Source organism: Rossellomorea vietnamensis (genome assembly GCF_008180615.1).
Taxonomy (GTDB): domain Bacteria; phylum Bacillota; class Bacilli; order Bacillales; family Bacillaceae_B; genus Rossellomorea; species Rossellomorea vietnamensis_D.
Map to the genome: position 1 here is coordinate 47,160 of NZ_VTEH01000004.1, position 18,731 is coordinate 65,890.

Annotated in this window: 16 protein-coding genes and 1 riboswitch; of the genes, 8 read left to right on the plus strand and 8 right to left on the minus strand. The window is 44.9% G+C overall.

Annotated elements, in window-relative coordinates; all coding sequences use genetic code 11:
- Positions 1-167 precede the first annotated feature (167 nt).
- Together FZC79_RS07470 and FZC79_RS07475 are read right to left on the minus strand one after the other, a co-directional pair.
- Positions 168-830: a hypothetical protein gene (locus FZC79_RS07470; RefSeq protein ID WP_148946190.1), complete on the minus strand. Its 663-nt coding sequence runs from the start codon at positions 828-830 to the stop codon at positions 168-170.
- A 154-nt stretch (positions 831-984) separates the two neighbouring features.
- On the minus strand, positions 985-1,419 hold the full coding sequence (locus tag FZC79_RS07475) for a hypothetical protein (protein ID WP_148946191.1): 435 nt from the start codon (positions 1,417-1,419) through the stop codon (positions 985-987).
- 202 nt (positions 1,420-1,621) lie between these two features.
- On the opposite strand from FZC79_RS07475, the gene FZC79_RS07480 reads away from it, so the two are divergent.
- Together FZC79_RS07480 and FZC79_RS07485 are read left to right on the plus strand one after the other, a co-directional pair.
- The gene (locus tag FZC79_RS07480) at positions 1,622-2,758 is read left to right on the plus strand and encodes a sensor histidine kinase (protein ID WP_252183281.1); all 1,137 of its coding nucleotides are present in this window, start codon (positions 1,622-1,624) and stop codon (positions 2,756-2,758) included.
- A gap of 109 nt (positions 2,759-2,867) precedes the next feature.
- Entirely contained in the window at positions 2,868-3,290 is a 423-nt protein-coding gene (locus FZC79_RS07485; RefSeq protein ID WP_187442682.1) for a VanZ family protein, read from the plus strand.
- 100 nt (positions 3,291-3,390) lie between these two features.
- Here FZC79_RS07485 and FZC79_RS07490 read toward each other — a convergent pair whose 3' ends face one another.
- The gene (locus tag FZC79_RS07490) at positions 3,391-4,728 is read right to left on the minus strand and encodes an FAD-linked oxidase C-terminal domain-containing protein (RefSeq protein ID WP_187442701.1); all 1,338 of its coding nucleotides are present in this window, start codon (positions 4,726-4,728) and stop codon (positions 3,391-3,393) included.
- A gap of 994 nt (positions 4,729-5,722) precedes the next feature.
- On the opposite strand from FZC79_RS07490, the gene FZC79_RS07495 reads away from it, so the two are divergent.
- From FZC79_RS07495 to FZC79_RS07515, 5 genes are all read left to right on the plus strand, one after another.
- Positions 5,723-6,676, plus strand: coding sequence for a glycerophosphoryl diester phosphodiesterase membrane domain-containing protein (locus tag FZC79_RS07495; protein WP_148946193.1), 954 nt, complete (start codon positions 5,723-5,725; stop codon positions 6,674-6,676).
- Between the two features lie 78 nt (positions 6,677-6,754).
- Entirely contained in the window at positions 6,755-7,396 is a 642-nt protein-coding gene (locus FZC79_RS07500; RefSeq protein ID WP_148946194.1) for a DUF4129 domain-containing protein, read from the plus strand.
- Between the two features lie 12 nt (positions 7,397-7,408).
- Positions 7,409-8,533, plus strand: coding sequence for a DUF4350 domain-containing protein (locus tag FZC79_RS07505; RefSeq protein WP_148946195.1), 1,125 nt, complete (start codon positions 7,409-7,411; stop codon positions 8,531-8,533).
- Entirely contained in the window at positions 8,530-9,459 is a 930-nt protein-coding gene (locus FZC79_RS07510; RefSeq protein WP_148946196.1) for an AAA family ATPase, read from the plus strand. Before FZC79_RS07505 ends, FZC79_RS07510 begins: the two co-directional genes overlap by 4 nt.
- Positions 9,410-10,765, plus strand: coding sequence for a DUF58 domain-containing protein (locus FZC79_RS07515; protein WP_252183282.1), 1,356 nt, complete (start codon positions 9,410-9,412; stop codon positions 10,763-10,765). Before FZC79_RS07510 ends, FZC79_RS07515 begins: the two co-directional genes overlap by 50 nt.
- On the opposite strand, the gene FZC79_RS07520 is transcribed toward FZC79_RS07515, so the two are convergent.
- A complete protein-coding gene (locus FZC79_RS07520; RefSeq protein ID WP_148946197.1) occupies positions 10,743-11,720 on the minus strand; it encodes a stage II sporulation protein M in 978 nt (325 codons plus the stop codon). The genes FZC79_RS07515 and FZC79_RS07520 overlap by 23 nt on opposite strands.
- Positions 11,721-11,998: 278 nt before the next feature.
- Between FZC79_RS07520 and FZC79_RS07525 the strand changes: the two genes are divergently transcribed.
- Positions 11,999-12,808, plus strand: a complete 810-nt coding sequence (locus FZC79_RS07525) for an RDD family protein (RefSeq protein ID WP_148946198.1) — start codon at positions 11,999-12,001, stop codon at positions 12,806-12,808.
- Positions 12,809-13,404: 596 nt separating this feature from the next.
- On the opposite strand, the gene FZC79_RS07530 is transcribed toward FZC79_RS07525, so the two are convergent.
- From FZC79_RS07530 to FZC79_RS07545, 4 genes are all read right to left on the minus strand, one after another.
- Positions 13,405-14,367 (minus strand): polysaccharide deacetylase family protein, encoded by a 963-nt coding sequence (locus FZC79_RS07530; protein ID WP_148946199.1) that lies wholly within the window; start codon positions 14,365-14,367, stop codon positions 13,405-13,407.
- On the minus strand, positions 14,364-15,713 hold the full coding sequence (locus FZC79_RS07535; protein ID WP_148946200.1) for a glycosyltransferase family 2 protein: 1,350 nt from the start codon (positions 15,711-15,713) through the stop codon (positions 14,364-14,366). Before FZC79_RS07535 ends, FZC79_RS07530 begins: the two co-directional genes overlap by 4 nt.
- A gap of 12 nt (positions 15,714-15,725) precedes the next feature.
- The gene (locus tag FZC79_RS07540) at positions 15,726-16,589 is read right to left on the minus strand and encodes a glycoside hydrolase family 16 protein (RefSeq protein ID WP_252183283.1); all 864 of its coding nucleotides are present in this window, start codon (positions 16,587-16,589) and stop codon (positions 15,726-15,728) included.
- A gap of 452 nt (positions 16,590-17,041) precedes the next feature.
- Positions 17,042-18,016: a rhodanese-related sulfurtransferase gene (locus tag FZC79_RS07545; protein WP_148946201.1), complete on the minus strand. Its 975-nt coding sequence runs from the start codon at positions 18,014-18,016 to the stop codon at positions 17,042-17,044.
- A gap of 571 nt (positions 18,017-18,587) precedes the next feature.
- Positions 18,588-18,673: riboswitch (cyclic di-GMP riboswitch) on the plus strand.
- The last annotated feature ends 58 nt before the right edge of the window (positions 18,674-18,731 follow it).

The following is an 18,731-nucleotide window of genomic DNA, read 5'->3' on the forward strand; positions in this document are numbered from 1 at the left end:
AGTATATAATTTTTAGATCGAAATTAGGCAGCGTTTCTGAATCCAGCTCCAGCGCCCAGCCCCTCGGGATCAAATGTTCCCCGGAGAATAAAAGGAAAGAACGCCTTTTTTTCTCCGGGGAACATTTGCCTGACGGGGCTAAAAGGGGCGCTTGCGCTTTTTTTACGTTATTTTTTGAGTTTCTGAATGTCCGTCTCTGCGTTGAATAACCTTCTATTCAACACCTCTGTCTTGGAATCTATTTTCGTATGAAAGGTTCTCAGCGAAGCGATGACATCCTTGTTCTGACGGGTCTCAATGCGTTTGGCGATTTCCTTGATTTCATCCTGGCCGGTTTCCAGATTGGACAATCGTTTGTAGATGGCCTCTGACTTATTTTCCTGTCTTGCGAACGCCTTGTCATGCTTATGAAGGCTGGCACTGAATTTCTGATCCTGCTGATCCAGGCGGGTATTGAGCTTACCTTCTAGTTTATCAAGGCGTGCACCTGATTTTTGGTCTTGCTGGTCCAGCCGTGTATTGACCTTACCTTCTAGTTCATCAAGGCGGACACTGAATTTCTGGTCTTGCTGATCCAGGCGGGTATTGACCTTACCTTCTAGTCCATCAAGGCGTGCATCAAATTTTTCGTCTTGCTGATCCAGGCGGGTATTGAATTTACCTTCGAGTTCATCAAAGCGGTCTCCGAATTTTTTGTCTTGTTGGTCCAAGCGGGCGTTGAATTTCTGATCTTGTTCATCGAACCGGGCATTGATACTTTTCTCCTGCTCTTCAAATCTGTCATCTATTTTTTCGAGCTTACCTAATATCTCTTTTAATGTTTCTTCCATTTTCTTCACCTCTTTTAAAGATTTTTTCGATATGTGGTTGTCTTGGACAAGGGCCATGTTTTGCCTGGATACCAGGGAGAACTCTTTGAACAGAGAGCGCTCCTTAGTTACCAAGATGGTTGGTTTTTTGGGAATTTTCACTGAGCAGAACTCTTTAAAAAGAGTAATCTTTTCCTGCATTGGTTCCGAATTCGAAAATTTTGTAGGCGGTAAGAGTGAAGCATTCAACTTCTGCTTCATTAAATAGTCTGCCGGCATCATCGGTCATAGCATCAAGCCTGGCCTTGACTCCTTCTGAAATTTCTTCCCGCAGGTATTCGTCGAGAAGATTGGCCTTGGAATAAAGGGAGAAGAGAAAGCCATCGAAGAAGAGATTCATTCCGTGAAATTCAATGAATCGGTAATGGAAAGGAGACTCGAATAGGGGTTCCAGCCGGCGGATTTCTTTTTCAAAATAGGCAGTGTCGTAGAGTACTTCCAGTATATCGGGAATAGATTCACTGTAAAAGAGCAGAACATCTTCTTTTATCTTTTCCCGATTTTTGGATAAATGATCAGATAGCAGTTGATTTTTAGTAGAAGATTTCAATGAGGACCTCCAGAGTGTAGTTTTAGGGGAATACAGGGGTTGTAATCAGAGCGGCAGGTTCAGTTGTGAAATGTTTCCATTTGTCACCTCCTTATCGTTATTTTAACACTAATTTAATCTTAATAGAGGAAAATTTTCCGAAAAGTCACTCTATAATTTGGTATGATTAGATATAAGAATGATTGGTAAGGGTGTGGCTCATGTGACAAGAACAGCTGAGATGCTTGCGTTATTTCTTGAAGAAAACTTTCAAGAATTCTTACAGACATGGCGGGAAAAAGTTGTGATTTCGGATAGTGATAAGTTCAAGGAAGAAGTCGTCAATAATGGAGTGAGGATGTACGGGCTTGTGAAGCGTGCTATCAGCAGTCCATTGAGTGAAGAAGAGATTAAGCTGCTTGCACGTAAGGTTGCCAGCGAGCGTGTGCAATCCGGTGTGAACATCAGTGAATTTGTTTACAATGTCAATGTGGGCAGAAGTGAAATCATTAAATGGGTAAGCACCTCGGGAATAAAGATAGAGGAGCTTCACCCCTATTTCGAGGAGATCAACAGGGTCTTTGATCGTTTCTCATATCTTGCCGTGAAGTTTTATTCAGAAATCAAGGACGAGCAGTTGAAGGAAAAAGAGGTATATATCGACCAGACGCATAAAGAAAGATTGACGATCCTCGGGCAGATGAGTTCGAGCTTCGTCCATGAATTCAGAAACCCTTTAACCTCTATAATCGGGTTTACTAAATTACTGAAAAGTGACTATCCGGAGCTTCCGTATTTGGACGTGATGAGTCATGAGTTGGATCAATTGAACTACAGAATCTCTCAATTTCTTCATGTTTCAAGGAAAGAAATCATTGAGAGCAAGAAAGAAAAGTTTCTTGTATTCACGATGTTAAGCGAGCTGATTGAATTTCTGTATCCGAGCCTGGTGGATGGTGATGTACAGGTAAAATCACATCTTGATTCCCAGGTCTATATTCAAGGAAATAAAGAGGAACTGAGGCAGGTGTTCCTGAACCTGATCATGAACTCGATTGATGCCCTTCAGCAGGTGAAAAGTGACAGAAGAATTACCATCAGCTGTACGTTTGAGAACGAGGAAATTAAAATTACGGTCGCCAACAATGGGCCTGAAATCAGTGAAGCAGCGCTGGAAGCCATTTTTGAACCTTTTTATACAACAAAAGATCTGGGGACGGGGATCGGCCTATATATCTGCCGAAAGCTCGTGGAAAAACATGAAGGCCGTATCAGCTGTACCTCTGACCCATACGAGACAGCCTTCACTGTTAACATCCCTGCAGCTAAAGAGGAGCTGGGAGTGAACTTGCTGCTTTAGGGCTTTAAAGCGCGAAGAGGGACAGTCCCTTTTCTCGCTTTAAAGGGGTGAAGCGGAAAGCATAGAGCCGCCGATGATTGGCAAGAATGATGACCGGGAGGGATTCATTTTGCGGTTATTGGTGGTTTTTTTGTATTTAGGTTTGCTGTTTGTTTTGACTTGTTCATATAGCTTCCGTGAGGTGATGGTATCTCAAAGAGTGAGTTTCATTTTCAACAGCCAGCCCGATTTGCTGAGTTTTTTTGAATATAAATTCAACTACAATAATCCTTCTTATGCCTTTCAGAAAGCTGGACATGTCATAAGCTTTTTCGTTTTGGCAGCTCTTTTGATGATATGGCGCAATAAGGTTGCAGTTGTGTTACTAGTTTCAATTCTTTTTGCTGTATTCACTGAGGTGGCTCAATTATTTTTCCATAGAACAGGATGTCTGGTGGACGTGTTATTTGATTTAACTGGAACTGCAGCCTTCTTGCTAATCTATAGTTGGAGTAGAGTTGGACAAAAAGAAGTTGAAAGTAGTATTGACTGACTGGTAGAGTTTTTCTTTATTGGAATATACCTTTTATCGCATTAAAGCACGAAAAGGGACAGTCCCTTTTCGTGCTTTAGTGTGTTAATGTAACTACTCTTCAAAAAATCTTCCCAGGATTCAACCGGTTATCAGGGTCAAGCAGTTTTTTGATAGATTTCATAACTGATAGTGCAGCACCGTGTTCAAGTTCCTGGTATTTCATCTTTCCAAGGCCGACTCCGTGCTCTCCGGTGCAGGTGCCTCCGACATCGATCGCTTTCCGGGCAACAAGGTCGTTGATCCGTTCGGCCGCGGCTGTTTGCCGGGAATCACTGGAGTCATAGACGACCAGAGTATGAAAGTTTCCGTCGCCGATATGGCCGAATACTCCGCCAAGCAGTCCGCTTTCATCTATAAGTGCGCGGGCAAAGACCACCATTTCGGCAACCTGGGAGATGGGAACGCAGACATCTCCGCCTGACTGCGACATCCCGGGGATATGGCGGAAAGAGTAGGACAATTCATGGCGTGCCCTCCAAAGCTCATTGCTTTCAGACGTGGTATTTGCTCTTTCCCAATTTTCCGCACCATGCTCCAGGACGATTTCCCTCGTCAACGCAGCATCCTCTTCTGCAGAAGCTTTGGTACCCGCAAATTCAAAAAAGAGAGAGTGTGCTTCCGGAAAAGAGTGCCCGCCTGCTAAGTTCACCTGTCTAATGCTATCCTCATCCACAAGCTCCATCCGCAGAACTTGTATCCCGCTCATTAAAACTGTCTGGGCAGCCTCGGCGCATTCTTTGGGAGTTCCGAAAGTACACCGAGCAGTTACGGTATGTTCTGGAATGCCGTGCAGCTTCAAAGTGACTTCAGTAACGATTCCAAGCGTGCCTTCCGAGCCAACAAGAAGTCCATTGAGGTTATAGCCGCTCGATGATTTTTTAGCACGGCTTCCTGTGGTGACCACCGTTCCATCTGCCATAACAACTTCCAAGCTCAACACCTGATCCCGCATTGAACCATAACGGACCGCCGTCGTTCCGCTGGCATTCGTAGCGACCATGCCGCCAATGCTGGCATCAGCACCTGGATCGACAGGAAACTGCAGCCCATGGAGGTTGATGGCTTTATTCAATTGTTTTCGCTTGATTCCCGGCTGCACGGTGACAGTCAAATCTTCCGAGTTAAAAGAAACGATTCTATTCATTCTTTCAAAATTAACGGAAATTCCTTTATGGATAGGAATCGCATGTCCGTCCAAGCCGGAACCTGTTCCAAACGGAATCACAGGAAGGTTGTTTCTTTTCGCAATATCCAATACAGAAATGATATCATCCTTATTTTTAGGAAAAACAACGACATCAGGCTCGACAGGAAGGTGGGAAGATTCATCCCGGCTGTGCCGGTACACTTGTACTGCATTTTCCTCACCCAGCAAAACCCTCAACTTTTGGATCATATCCTGCTTCACCTTCACGGGATCACCTCCTTTTTTCTTAATATTCATACAACTATATTAAAATATACTATCATAAAATTTACTGAATTTGTTTAGTGGTGCTTTAGCAGGATCCCGCGTTAAACCACTGAAAATTAGCGTGGTGATTCAATAAAGCCACAAAGTGAGAATCTACCCATTACTTTTAAAACAGCAGCAATTCTTGAGGAAAACTTCATTGATGTCATCACCGCCCTCATCTAACATAAAAAAGGCTATTACAATAATCCTCATACTATAAGTACGATTCAAAGTGGATAAGCTAATTGTTTTCCCAAGCCTAAATATGCCTTTTTCATACAAACAACCATTTAATTAGAGGGAAAAATTCCCCTTATTTAGTAAACAGCCTAGAAAACAGCCTGAAATAGAGGGAGAAATTCCCCTTATTTGACCAAAGATACTAAAAAATAGGTTTTTTTCTTTATATAAGGGGAAAAATTCCCGCTATTCACCTGCAAAATGGGTTCAAATCTGCAAATAAGGGGAAAATCTCCCCTTATTTTTCCCTTTAGATACTCAATTTCAAGGAAGTATCATGAAGGAGTGCTCATTTTTGAGGTTAGAACCCCATTTAAATTCACCGCAGGGAACCGGTTTTAGTCAAATGACTCTCCTTAAGTTGGGGAAGCTCGCTTGATTTCTTAAGTCTCTTATCTAAGTCAACATCAACTCACTACGTTCGTTGTATTTCCTATCTCTCAAACGAGAGCCCTCAAAACTTTACGCCGCTGAACGTCCGCTTCCGCTATTTAATTCACCGACTGCCCCGCGGAGTCGTCCGTTTGGAGTGGAAATCACCTTACGAAGACACCCTTCAGACTTCTGAATGAAATAAATAAAGTCATAGAAAAGAGCCGTTAATTACAGTTATTGGTCGTATTATTCTATAAAAATGATAAAATAGTCATTATATTGAAACTTTTTGCATTTTAACTTTTGGGAGGTCTACAGAATGAATTCACAGCTTAATAGGCCAAAGGGATTTGGCGAGATCTTGGATCAGACGTTCCGTTTGAGCAAGAACAAATTTCTTGATTTTTTCTTGATTTTACTTATTTTATTAGGACCAATTTACCTCCTGCAGGCTTTATTTGAGCTATTAGCAGGAACAAGCTTTTTCAGGCAGGTTGGCGCAGGGGATGATTGGTTCAGCCAGATGACGGCGGCGTTTGAGGGAACCGAACCGGATTTTGCTGCTCAGAATACAAATGTATTTCTCGAACTTGGCATCTTCCTTCTGGGTCTTATCAGTACAGCGTTATCACTGGTGGCTTCAGCCGCCATTATCCATGTCGTCAACCATATTCGCAAGGATGAAGAATATACAGTGGGAGGCGTCATAAAAAAAGGATTCTCCCGCTTCTGGCCATTAGTGGGGAGCAGTATCGTCTTTGGGCTTATCGTGTTCGGCTTGATTGTGCTGCCTTTGATGATTATCGGATTAAGTGGATTATTTATGTTTGGGTTTTCGGAAACTTTTACAGCAGATTCACTTGCCGGTTCCATTATGACGGTAATCTTCATGCTGCTGATTTTCCTGGCAGTGGCGGTCGGTATCGGCTATCTTCTGACTCGCTGGTACTTTTACCTGGGGATTGTTGCCACTGAGAGAGGCACGGCGCCGGGGATCGGCACGAGCTGGAACCTTACAAAGGGGCAGGGATGGAAGCTCCTTGGGGTGTTCATTGTTCTGTTCTTGATTACAGGAGTTGTTTCGGCGGCGCTTGAATTCACACTGGGTGCATTTTTAGGAAACAGCGTTCTGTTCAACCTCCTGTATAATGTGATCACACTTATTACCACTATTTTTATTTCCGTCGGTTTTGCCGTGATGTTCTTTGACCTGAAAATCAGGAACGGTGCAGAAGACCTGCAGGATATGATTCAGGATTATAAACAAGTATAGTAGCAATATTTTTCGAAACTAATAAAGTTAGCAGCAAAGTTCAAGAAAAGAGCTTCTATGAAAGTCAGGTGAGTCAGTTTGCTCAACGAAAATAATGCCAGAGATGAGTTGCAGGACATCCTTGATGACCGGGAGTATACCCAGTACCAAAGTGAAAACCAGGGGTTTCTTCAAAACTTATGGGAATCGATCAAGGAAACCTTCATGGAATGGCTCAATAATCTGTTCCCCGCCTATCAAGCCTCGCAAGGCGGAGGGACAATGATCACGCTTGTTCTGGTCATCGCGGGACTGGCCGCCCTTCTCATCGTGCTTTTCCTCGTTTCGCGGAGAGTGTACAACAACCGGAAGATGGCCGGGCAGAAACCTTTGCAGAACCTTGCTCAAAAAGACTGGTCCTACAGTGAGCACCTGGCAGAATCGGAACACCAGGAAGAGGCAGAAAATTATTCCCTTGCCGTCCGCCATCTGTTCCTTGCCCTGCTGCTGTTCTTTCATGAAAAAGAATGGCTTGTGGCTAGGAAGTGGAAGACGAATTGGGAGTATTACGAAGAGCTGAAAAAGGTAAATAAAGAATGGGCGGAACAGTTTTATTCCCTGGCGCTGAAATTCGATGAAGCCGCCTATGGCGAGAGGGAAATTACTCGCGGGGAATACATTCCGTACAAAGAAACAGCAATGAAATGGCTGCAGGACAACCAGCAGGAAAAGGAAGCGTAAGGAGGAGAAATCATGGCCAAAAATAAATCCAAACTCATCGTATTAGCCGTCATTCTCCTCGTATTCGCTGTTCTGAGTTATTTCATCGGATCGCGGGAGCCGAAAGTGTATCCCAATTATCTTTCAGAATCACCTGCACCGATGGGGACTAAAGCTGTTTTTACATACCTGCAGAACGAAATCGGCGAGACCGAAAGATGGAACTCTTCTCCGAATCTATTGGAAAAAGAAGAAGGTCAGCTGCTGATCATGATAGAGCCATTTTTTATTCCGGAGAGCGAAGAAACCAGGCAGTACCGGGAGTTCATGGAAGCAGGGAACACAATTCTTCTTTTTAAAACCAATCCACAGGGCATGTTTGATTTAAAAACAGTTCAGGGTGGGATGGATGCTGAAGAAATAATCACCTTAAATGACAATCAGGATGAGAAAAAGAATGCACTTCTCCCGGCACCGATCCGGCTGGATGCTGCCGATGAAGATGAGGTGCTCATTTCAGATGAAGCTGGTCCGGTTGCATTGGAGCGTCCGGTCGGAGAAGGAAGCCTGATTGTGGCGACGGCTCCACAGTGGATGACGAACGATCTTATTTTAGAAGAAGATCATCTTCCGCTGGTTCTGTCACTCATTAACGAAAGCAGTCCGAGAACCATTCTGTTCGACGAATACATACACGGAGGAGAAAATGACGCTTCCGTGGTCACGCTGTACCCTAAATGGTTCCTCTTGCTGATGGTCCAGGGCATGCTCCTCGCCATCCTATGGCTATGGTATCAAGGGAAACGTTTCGGTCCAGTGATGCAGGTCCGTGAAGAACACGTCCGCTTCAGTGATGAACGGATCAAAGCCCTGGCCGCCTGGCATTTAAGAGGAAAGAGATTCACAGATTCATTGAACATCCAGGCTGATTACGTGAAACTGCTGCTTCAGGAAAAATGGGGCATCCCGTATTCCAGGGAGTGGACGGACAGCACCGGAGGACTTTCGCGAAAATGGACGTCGGCCGATGAACAGGAAATCAACCGGTTTGCAGAGGGATTGTCAGCTGCTTTGGAAAAAGAAACATTGAGCAAGCAGGAATACTTATTATGGTCCAAAAAATTGGATCGACTCAGGAAAGAGGTGGAGGAAGGATGAAGCCAGAATTAGCATCCTTACTAGAAAAATATGAAAGCCGGATCTTAGGGCAGGGAACCAACCTGCGCCTGCTTCTATCAGCGATATTGGCAGGAGGACACGTCTTAATTGAAGGGGTGCCGGGGACCGGGAAAACACAAATGGTCCGAACGCTGGCAAGCCTTCTTGGCGGAAAATTCAGCCGCATCCAGTTCACACCGGATCTGCTGCCGAGTGATATCACAGGAAGCACGATTTACAACATGAAAGACAGTTCATTCCAAACACTGAAAGGACCAATTTTCACTAACATCCTTTTAGCGGACGAAATCAACCGGACGCCGGCCAAAACACAGGCCGCTCTTTTAGAAGCTATGGAAGAAAAACAAGTGACAATCCAGGGCGAAACGTACGCCCTTCCCGAAGTCTTCTTCGTGGTCGCGACCCAGAATCCAATTGAATTCGAAGGAACCTATCCTCTGCCAGAGGCTCAGCAGGACCGCTTTCTGTTCAAGTTGAACATTGAATTCCCTGAGCTTGAAGAAGAAAAACGAGTACTGAGATCCGTGATTGAAGGAGTTTTCGGCGGAGGTTCAGTAGAGCCGGCATTGAGCACGGAAGACTTTGCAAGCATCCGAAGAGAAGTTCAAGAAGTCACGATCAGCGAAAGTGTGCTGGATTATATCATGAAAATTGTCCGAAAGACGAGGGACACGGAATCCATCCGTTTCGGTGCTTCCACAAGGGCGGCGATTTCCATTGGAAAAGCAGCGCAGGCCTGGGCGTACATGGCGGGCCGGGATTATGTCACTCCTGACGATATCAAAATCACCGCACGTCCGGCTTTAAGACACAGAATCCAAATCTCGCCGCACATGGAATTGGAGGGAGCAACGGTTGATACAATCATTGAAGAACTTGTGGGGGCGGTTCCTGTTCCGCGATAAAGGAATCCTGCCCACGGGAAGATTAATCGCTTCATGGGCCTTGTTTTCCGCCCTCTTGCTTCTGGGAGCCTTTTTCGGCATCACATGGACGCTGATTTTCACGCTAAATGGGCTGTTTCTTCTGCTAAGCTTGAGTGATCTGCTGTTTTCTCCCCGGAAAAATGAGATCTCGGTCACAAGGGAAACTCCTGGAGAAATGGAGCGTGGACTGAAGTATGATGTCTCGGTTCGAATAACAAGCGGTTCGGAAAATCGTTTTTCTTTTAAAATGACAGACGGCTTGCCTCAGTCATTCCAAACCAGCTTTCCTTTAAGAGGAACTGCCGGGGAAGGGACTTCTCCGTTTCTCTATAAAACAAGCGCGCCGGTCAGAGGGAGGTACGATATAGAAAAGCTTTACCTGCGCTACCGTAGCAAGCTGGGTTTATGGGAAAAACAAAAAACGTTCACAATAGAAGAAAGCGTGAAAGTCATTCCAGATTTGACCGATACGAAACGGTTTTTGGAAAATGCGCAGCAATTCCTCCTTTATGAGGGCTTGAAAATCCGCAAAATGAAAAGCGGAGCCGGGGAATTTTCAAAGATCAGAAATTATGCGGTCGGAGATGATCCGCGGAAAATCAACTGGCGCCAAACGGCCAAGCTACAGGAAGTCATGACGAATGAGTATGAGCCGGAGCATGGAAAATATATTACCGTATTGATCGACTGCGGCCGGATGATGGGAGCAGAACTTACGAAAGGAAACCGCCTGGAAAGAGCATTGGAAGCGGCCATGACAGTGAGTGCGGCCGCTTTGCAAAAAGGCGATTACGTTTCGGTCCTCGCGTTTTCGAAGGATGTCAAAGTCTTCGTTCCGCCGGCAAAAGGAATGGCTCACCTGCAGACGATTCTTCAAAGCATTTATAACCTGGAAGTGGATTCAGCAGAATCAAATTACGCCGCTGTGCTCAGCTACCTGCAAACTGTCCAGAAAAAACGCAGTCTGCTGCTTTTGTTCAGTGATGTCGGATCCTTCCTTCACGAAGGAGGCGCCTTGACTTATCTGCAGCGCCTGCGTCAGCGCCATCTATTTTTGATGCTCGGTATCGAAGACCGGACACTTTTAGATCGAGCGGGAGAGGACCCTCAGTCTGTTAAAAATACAATGGTCAAAAGCATGGCACAGCAGCAGCTTCTGATTAAGAAGCGGGAAAAGGTGAAATGGGAAAAAAGAGGCCTCCAAATGGCGGAGGCCCGGGAAGAGAAACTCGCGGCAAGCGCGGTTTCCCACTATATCGATATCATGAACCGGGGACTGCTGTAGGTTTTCTCTTCAGCAGCATCGTCCCGATCAGGACATAAAGAATCAAACCAATGACAGTCAAACCGGCAATCAGATACTTTGCCTCCAGGGACAGAGTCGAAGGTGTGATGAAGCCCTCGATGATCCCGGCTATCACAAACAGCGGTATGGTTCCCAGAAGCAGCAGGACAGATCGTTTTGCCTGCTGCTTTAATACATATCCGCGTGAATAAGCACCGGGAACAAAAAGCTTATAGCCCATGAGAAGCCCGGCACCTCCGGCAATGAAAATCGCGGTCAGCTCGATCATGCCGTGGGGAACGATGTAGGCCCAGAATTCATAGCTTTTTCCGTAGTGCCAGAATAGTGCGGCAATCGCACCGACAATGATTCCGTTATATATCAGCACATAGACGGTCAACAGGCCGAATGTGATTCCGCCGGCAAACGCGAGGAAAGCCACTTGAATATTGTTCGTCATAATGGTGGCCGACATCATCGGCGAATCGACCTCGCCTTCATTTTCGCCGAGCCTGTCAGGATCAAAGCTTTGCGCAATATTTTCCGGAAGGACAGAATAAACATGCAGCGGGTCATCGGCTACTGCAAAAAAGCTCCCCAATCCGCCGATGGTAAACAGGATCATAGCAACGGCAATCATCTTCCACTGCTGAAGGAACAGCCCGATGAACGTGACACCGAAGAAATGCCGGATCTGCTTCAGACTGGAAACTTGGTCACGGTAAAGAAGATTATGAGATTTAGAGACGAGTTCGTTCAAGTAAGGTGTGACTTCTTCCTGGGGATAATAGGTCTGGCTGTATGAGAGATTCTGTGCGGCTTTCTGATAAAGCCGGCTGAAGCGGTTGATGTCGGCTCCTTTTATCTTGCTCTTTCGCTTATGCATTGTGGCTATCAGATCCTCCAGCTCTTTCCAATCCTGGCGGTGATGCTGGATGAATTGCCTTGAGTTCATTAAAACACCTGCTTTTAGTAGTTTTCTAGTATAAAGGGATTTAAGATAATCCATCATTATCCAAACAATTCAACTAAGTTATCCACGGCCAGCGTCCAGCCCCTAGGGGTCAAATAACCCTCATAGAATAAAAGGAATAGCGCCTTTTTTTCTATGAGGAACATTTGCCTGTCGGAGCTAACCAGGGCGCTTGCGCTTTTGTTCTAGGAATTAGACAATTATTGGATGGTTCCGTCATCCCTATTATAGTACAAATTTAAGGAAATGAGGAATCAGAAATGCAAGAAGAACAGGTTGATATAAAAACCCCCGAATATGTATCCCTTCAATTCCAAGCGGCAGGGCTCGGAAGCAGGGCCGCTGCCTTCCTAATCGATCAGCTGCTCCTTGCCATCATCAATTTTGCCGTGATCATCGGCCTTGTATTGTTTATGGATTTGCAGAGCAGTTATATCTATTTCTTCGAAGAATCGCCGATCAGCTCAGGAGCGATTGCCATCACAGTAATCGTGTTGTTTGTGATCAACTGGGGGTACTTTTTCGCTTATGAATTTTTTTCAGGAGGAAAGACACTGGGGAAATCGATTATCGGAATCCGGGTGATCCAGGATAACGGCCAAAGCATCACCCTTTTATCGAGCTTCATCCGAAATCTTTTGCGAATCATTGATATGCTGCCGTTCTATTATATTGTCGGCATGCTGATGATTTTCTTTCATGGAAAGCACAAGCGCCTGGGAGATTTGACTGCCGGGACCGTTGTGGTTCATGAAAGAAAGAAAAAATCGAAGAGAAAGACCGGTATCGAAAAAGTAATAGCTTCAAGAGGGTTGAGCCGAAACAGCGTCACATTCGAGGAAGGATCATTAAAGCCGCTGCAGGCAAAAGAGTGGAAACTCCTCAAAACCTATACCCAGCGCTTTACCGGAGTCGAACAGAATCAAAGGCTGGTCCTCACGAAGCAAGTCGCAGAAATCATCCTGCCGAAAATCGGGATGGAAATCGAAAGACAAACAGAAGAAGAGCTCGAAAATATCCTCCTCGTCATCTACCTTAACATGAAAGATGAGTGGGAATTTGAACTTTGATCGTTTATCGCATTAAGCCCAAAGAGGGAGTGATCCTCGTTGGGCTTTGACTTTTTATAATAGTAACAGGGACAGACGGAAAGCCCTCTCTGGTGACCGACGCAGCTCCAACTTCGTACATATCTCAGCAAAAATCTATCGCTCCCGACCGAAACAGGCCCAACATCTTACATATCTCAGTGAAAATCCATCGCTCCCGACCGATGTGACCCCAACCTCATACATATCTCAATAATAAAGGACCCCTCCCGACCGAAGCAGTCCCAACATCGTACATATCTCAACAAAAATCTATCGCTCCCGACCGAAGCAGGCCCAACATCGTACATATCTCAGTGAAAATCCGCCGCTCCCGGCCGAAGCAGGCCAAACATCGTACATATCTCAGTGAAAATTCGCCGCTCCCGACCGAAGCAGGCCCAACATCGTACATATCTCAGCACAAATCCACCGCTCCCGACCGAAGCGGCACCAAAATTATATACATCCACAACAAAACTCCCCACGCCTGCCCGAAGTAACAGTAATTAAAAGAGCAGAAAAGGGAAAGACCTTCCCTTTTCTGCTCTTTAAACCATTTGCCAGTCAGCTTTATGCTATTGCTCCACATAGTATTTAAACGTTTCAAGGTCGACATCATGATAAATCTGGTACCTTGGAATCTCGTAAAGATGGTGGTCTCTTGTCGCAGCTTCATCTACAACGGTAAACGCCATCTTGAAACCGAGCTCTTTCAGAACGCTGATGGTGTCTGGGGAATATTCGCCGTAGGGATAAGCGAAAGCAAGGTTTTCTCCGTTGAGGTTATGGATACTGGTTTTAAGGTCGTTATAGATATCATCTTGAGATTTTGCCACCAGGTAGGAAGGATGATTTCCCCACTCATCCACCGGTTTGTTTTCGTCCCTTTTATGGTAGTTGTAAGTGTGGCTTTGATAATCGAACACATCGCAGCTCTTCTCCATTTCTTTCTTGCTGAGGTATTGCGAAAGTTTAGGAGAGAAGGAGTATCTCTTATTCGTGATTGCTCCCGTTACGATGAAATTCGCGGCCTTGAACCCATACTTTTTCATAATCGGGTAGGCTTCCTCGTAGTTGTCTTTGAAACCATCGTCAAAAGTGAGGACCACACTCTTATCAGGAACATCAATCTCTCCATTTAAAAAAGCGTAAAGCTCTTTAAGAGTGAGCGTCTCATAGCCATTATCATGCAGGTACTTCATATGTTTCGCAAATTCCTCCGTAAACACAATCATCGAGTTCACTTCTCCATCGATATAGTGGGCTTTTTCCATGTCCTCCTGGCTCAGGATGCGGTGATAGGTAAGGATGGGGATGGAGTCCGCTTCATCTCCATCGAATGCAAATTCCCGCACCTCCATCTCAGAGCCTCTCACGCACGCTTCCATTTCCGCCTTCTCTACAGCAGGAAAGACACCGTCGTGTTCTTCCGCCAGCAGGGAATATTCTTCGATCGTTAGGCTGAATCCGACCGCAATGATGCTCAATAAGGTGAAAAAACCGACGGCAAATGCTGTTTTTCCAAAGGTGTTTTTCATGCTCTTTCGACTCCTTTCCAAGCGACTTTTCCGGATCTTTCAAGCTTATCCCAGGCGTGTGGGCTGTGAAAGTAGGCCAAGGTTCCATACACAACGAACGATAAGTTGATCAGCATTCGAAACACGATGATATCAACCGGCAGGAAGAGTATAAATCTCAGCAGATCCTTCTTTGAAAATCGCAATCCATGCAGGTAGCTGACAAACATGGTCGTCAAGCTTTGATAGATGAACAGAAGGAAGGCGCCTGACATCAGCATTAGCAGCAACGTGAGCTGGCCGCCGTTCATATAAAGCATCAGGGGAGTTAGCAATACCGGAAACGCGCTGAGTGTACCGATCATAAACTGATCAACCAAGAAGAACACCGAAAACGTTTTAGGCAGCTTCCGGAAAAAATCCTTCCGATAATAAATCAGGCAGTCAATGAAAGCTTTCTGCCAGCGGACTCTCTGTTTGAACATGTTTTTCAGTGTGCTCGGGCATTCCGTGTAGCAGAGAGCAGTGGGAACAAAAATGATGCTCTCCTTGCTGCCGCGTTCTTTGATCCATTTATGAAGCTTGAGAGTGATATCCATGTCTTCTCCGACCGTCTTCCGGAATCCTTTTATACCAAAAAGAGTTTCTCGCCTGAACGCCCCGAAGGCTCCGGCAATGACGGTGATTGAATTCATTGCTGCCTGTGCTCTTTTATGTAAGTAAAAAGAAGACAAGTACTGCAGGAACTGAAATTTAATGACATTGTTGACTTTAAGGGTGGGTTTCAGATTTTCCAGAGAGCCGTTGAACGCTTGTGAAATCAACACATTTCCTCCGCAGGCCACGACGCCCTTTCTCTGGAAGGCGGAATTCATTTCGTTCAGCGAGTTTTTTTCTAAAATACTGTCGGCATCAAGAGTAATGACAACTTCTTTTTCGCTGAAATTAATGCCCGCATTCAGGGAGTCCGCTTTTCCTCCATTTTTCTTGTTGATGACAAAGATGGAGGGATACTTCTGCGATTGATAAAAAGCGGTGACTCTTTCATGCTTCAGCCGGGTGTCGACCATACGGGTCGCGGGTTTCAGCAGGAGAGCCTCATTTAAAACTTCCAGCGTCCGGTCCTTCGAGCCGTCATTAACGATAAGAAGCTCAGCGTCCTCATAGGCAACCCGGTTGAATCCCCCGATGCAGTTCTCAATGACCTTTTCCTCATTATAAGCAGGGACAATGACAGAAAAACTGTGCATCTTCGTGATCTTGTTCTTATGTTTATTTTCATCCTTGAACAGGGGGATCAGGACATATAGAGTTTGAAATAGGACAAAAGATAAAAACACGGCAAACGTGATATAAAGCAAAGTCATTGTTTTTCCTCCTTACTGCTTCTGAAAAACCTGCTGCTGGTAAACACGGACATGGTCTATGAGCATTTCTTTAGGAAACTCTTCATTCGGATCGGGATCTCCAGGCCAGTCCCCGCCGATCGCTGTATTCAAATAGAGATACATCGGTACGTCTGGAGAGTGCTCTTCAGATTGAAACACGACATTCCCGTCCAGGGTCCAGGTTAATTTTCCCGGTTCCCAAATCAGTCCGTAATCATGAAATTCCTTAGTGAAATCAAGCTGTTCACTGATATAGTGGGAATAATCTCTCTGCCGTTCTCCCTTATCATCTTCCCAATGAACGACTTGGAAGTATTCGTTCGGCTTCTGCCCTAAAAAGTCCATGATATTGATTTCCGGCAGCCAATCTTCTTCGCTTGGGACCATCCAGAAAGCGGGGAACAATCCTTGGCCTTCTGGGAGCTTGGCTCTGATTTCAACCATTCCATACCGGAATTGAAATTTATTTTCTGTTGTGACGGCACCGGATGTGTAATCGCGGCCTCTGTAGGTTTCTTTCTTGCTTTCAATTTTCAGATGGCCATCCATCACTTCCACATTGGAAGGGGAATAGTATTGTAACTCTTCATTTTTCTCTGACGGCCAATCCTGCGCATTCCAGTTGGCAAGAGAGTCAGCGTCAGAAAACTCATCATGCCAGACAAGCGTCCAGCCATCGATTTTCGTCTCTTTTTCCTCCCACTCTTCCTTGAGGTTCTTCGGTTGAGGCTTTTCCACACCCTCCGCTTTAGCAGTAGGCTGTGAGTTTTTGGTAAGATCCTTGAAAAACTCCTTTTGAGTACTGCAGCCGGAGAGCAGAATGGCTATGGCTAGTATCACACTTAGGCTTCGCATCTTCGTATTACCTCCCAGAGTATATTCTTTATTAAGAACGGTGATTTCAAAAAAATAGGTTAGTAAATAAGTGGGTGTTTTGGTTCTATATTAAGAACGAGAGAGCCGAAAAAATATCCCTTCCAGTTAAAAAGGGGAGTTTGTTCTTTAATGAGAACACTATATGACGAGTTTAGCAGACAGTATACTCTCTGTCTACAAATATACTCATGAAGTCTCAAAAAAATTCTATGTATCCTGAAGTATTTGTTTCATTATGTCGGAGGAATAACACGAGTTGGAAAAAAGAGTGTTCGTTATAATGGAATTACCCGGCTGGAGAGCTCCTAAACCTAAAGGGTAAAAAAAGCTCTTTATCGCTTTAAAGCACGAAGAGGGACAGTCCCTTTTAGTGCGTTAATGCATTAAAAAAGCTTGAGAGCCGGGGCCCTCAAGCTTTGTCGTATAGGAGATTATGCATTCACCGCATGATCTTCTTCTTCAATTCGTTTCAATCTTTCTGCTACTTCTTCTTGAGAGAGGTTGTGCTCCATCACGTAGCGGTTCTCTTCATGAGTACGGCATTCGTGAGAACAGCTTCTCATATATTTATGCTCGTTTTCTTCAGAGCAAAGAATTTTCTTGTTACATGGAGGGTATGCACAGTTCACATAGCGCTCACAAGGCTCACCTGTATAGTAATCTTTACCGACAACCACGTGCTCTTTGCGGTTTACCGGCACAGCAATCCGCTCATCAAATACATACAACTGTCCGTCCCACAGGTCACCTTGAACCTCAGGGTCATAGCCGTATGTCACGATTCCGCCGTGCAGCTGGGCAACATCCTCGAAGCCTTCACGCTTCAGCCAGCCTGAGAATTTTTCGCAGCGGATACCGCCTGTGCAGTAAGTGATGACTTTTTTGCCTTCGAGCATTTCTTTATTATCACGGACCCAGTCAGGAAGATCACGGAAGTTCTCGATATCCGGTCTGATCGCACCTCTGAAGTGCCCCAAGTCATATTCATAATCATTTCTTGCATCTAGCAAGATAGTATCTTCACGCTGAATCTGCTCATAGAAATCTTTCGGGCTCAAGTATTCACCAGTGATTTCATGAGGGTTGACATCGTCTTCAAGACGAAGCGTCACCAATTCTTGGCGATATTTCACTTTTAATTTCTTAAAAGCATGTTCTTCCACTTCATCAATCTTAAAAACTGTATCATGGAAGCGGTGATCATTCTTCATCATTTCCATATATTGATCTGTAGCTTCCACCGTACCGGAAACCGTTCCGTTGATTCCTTCAGAAGCAATCAGGATGCGGCCTTTAAGCCCCATTTCTTCACAACGTTTCTTGTGGTACTTCGTGTAAGCCTCAGGATCCTCAATTGTTACATAGTTGTAGTACAGAAGGACTCTGTAAGGTTTTGTTTCGCTCATATTCAATTCCACCTATCGATTTATATTTGCAAGATATAAATGCAATATGCCATTTCTCTTACGATTGTCTATTATAGCAAAAAAACGCAAAAAATATTAGTGTAATTTTTAACATTGTATGTACAAGTAAAAAAACGATGGTTCTGAAACATCATTGCGAGTGGATTACGGCCCGGACCTGGGACTCATCGGGGCTGGCAGCAATCCAGTTCCAGAGGCCGGTGATTTTGTTTCCTCAATTTCCCCAGCAAAATGAGTTTGCCCTGCAATTAACGGAAAAAACTTCCCTTATTTTTCTGCTCCAAGTTCCTCAATTCAAGACGTGACTTAAAATTACACTCTTTTAGAACGTGCCTAGCGCAGAACACCTATTTTGTACCAATTAACGCTCCGAGGGCTCCAAGATAAATCGACAAAATTCGGGGTGTGACTGTCACCAAAGGAAAAATGCGAACTTCCTTCATTAAAGCACCAAAAGAAACTGCATTTCTAAAATGTGCTGAAAACCAAGTCTGCGGCTTGTGTTCCCAAAACGACAAGTGTAAAATATAGGTAATAAGAACTAGCAGAGATGAATAATGGGCAAATCAGTCGAAAGGCTGGGACGCAAAACTACAGGGGCTATAATCCGCAGGGATATGCCAGCCAGTTGCACAAACATGTACAGCGCGCCCTTTTGAGTGCGTTTTTAATTTGCCTTAGACCAGATGAGTTA

Bases quoted from the DNA above. Each gene is read 5' to 3' on its own strand.
- FZC79_RS07470 (WP_148946190.1), bottom strand. From the start codon at position 830: ATGGAAGAAACATTAAAAGAGATATTAGGTAAGCTCGAAAAAATAGAT.
- FZC79_RS07490 (WP_187442701.1), bottom strand. From the start codon at position 4,728: ATGATCCAAAAGTTGAGGGTTTTGCTGGGTGAGGAAAATGCAGTACAA.
- FZC79_RS07495 (WP_148946193.1), top strand. From the start codon at position 5,723: ATGAATTCACAGCTTAATAGGCCAAAGGGATTTGGCGAGATCTTGGAT.
- FZC79_RS07505 (WP_148946195.1), top strand. From the start codon at position 7,409: ATGGCCAAAAATAAATCCAAACTCATCGTATTAGCCGTCATTCTCCTC.
- FZC79_RS07510 (WP_148946196.1), top strand. From the start codon at position 8,530: ATGAAGCCAGAATTAGCATCCTTACTAGAAAAATATGAAAGCCGGATC.
- FZC79_RS07520 (WP_148946197.1), bottom strand. From the start codon at position 11,720: ATGAACTCAAGGCAATTCATCCAGCATCACCGCCAGGATTGGAAAGAG.
- FZC79_RS07525 (WP_148946198.1), top strand. From the start codon at position 11,999: ATGCAAGAAGAACAGGTTGATATAAAAACCCCCGAATATGTATCCCTT.
- FZC79_RS07530 (WP_148946199.1), bottom strand. From the start codon at position 14,367: ATGAAAAACACCTTTGGAAAAACAGCATTTGCCGTCGGTTTTTTCACC.
- FZC79_RS07535 (WP_148946200.1), bottom strand. From the start codon at position 15,713: ATGACTTTGCTTTATATCACGTTTGCCGTGTTTTTATCTTTTGTCCTA.
- FZC79_RS07540 (WP_252183283.1), bottom strand. From the start codon at position 16,589: ATGCGAAGCCTAAGTGTGATACTAGCCATAGCCATTCTGCTCTCCGGC.
- FZC79_RS07545 (WP_148946201.1), bottom strand. From the start codon at position 18,016: ATGAGCGAAACAAAACCTTACAGAGTCCTTCTGTACTACAACTATGTA.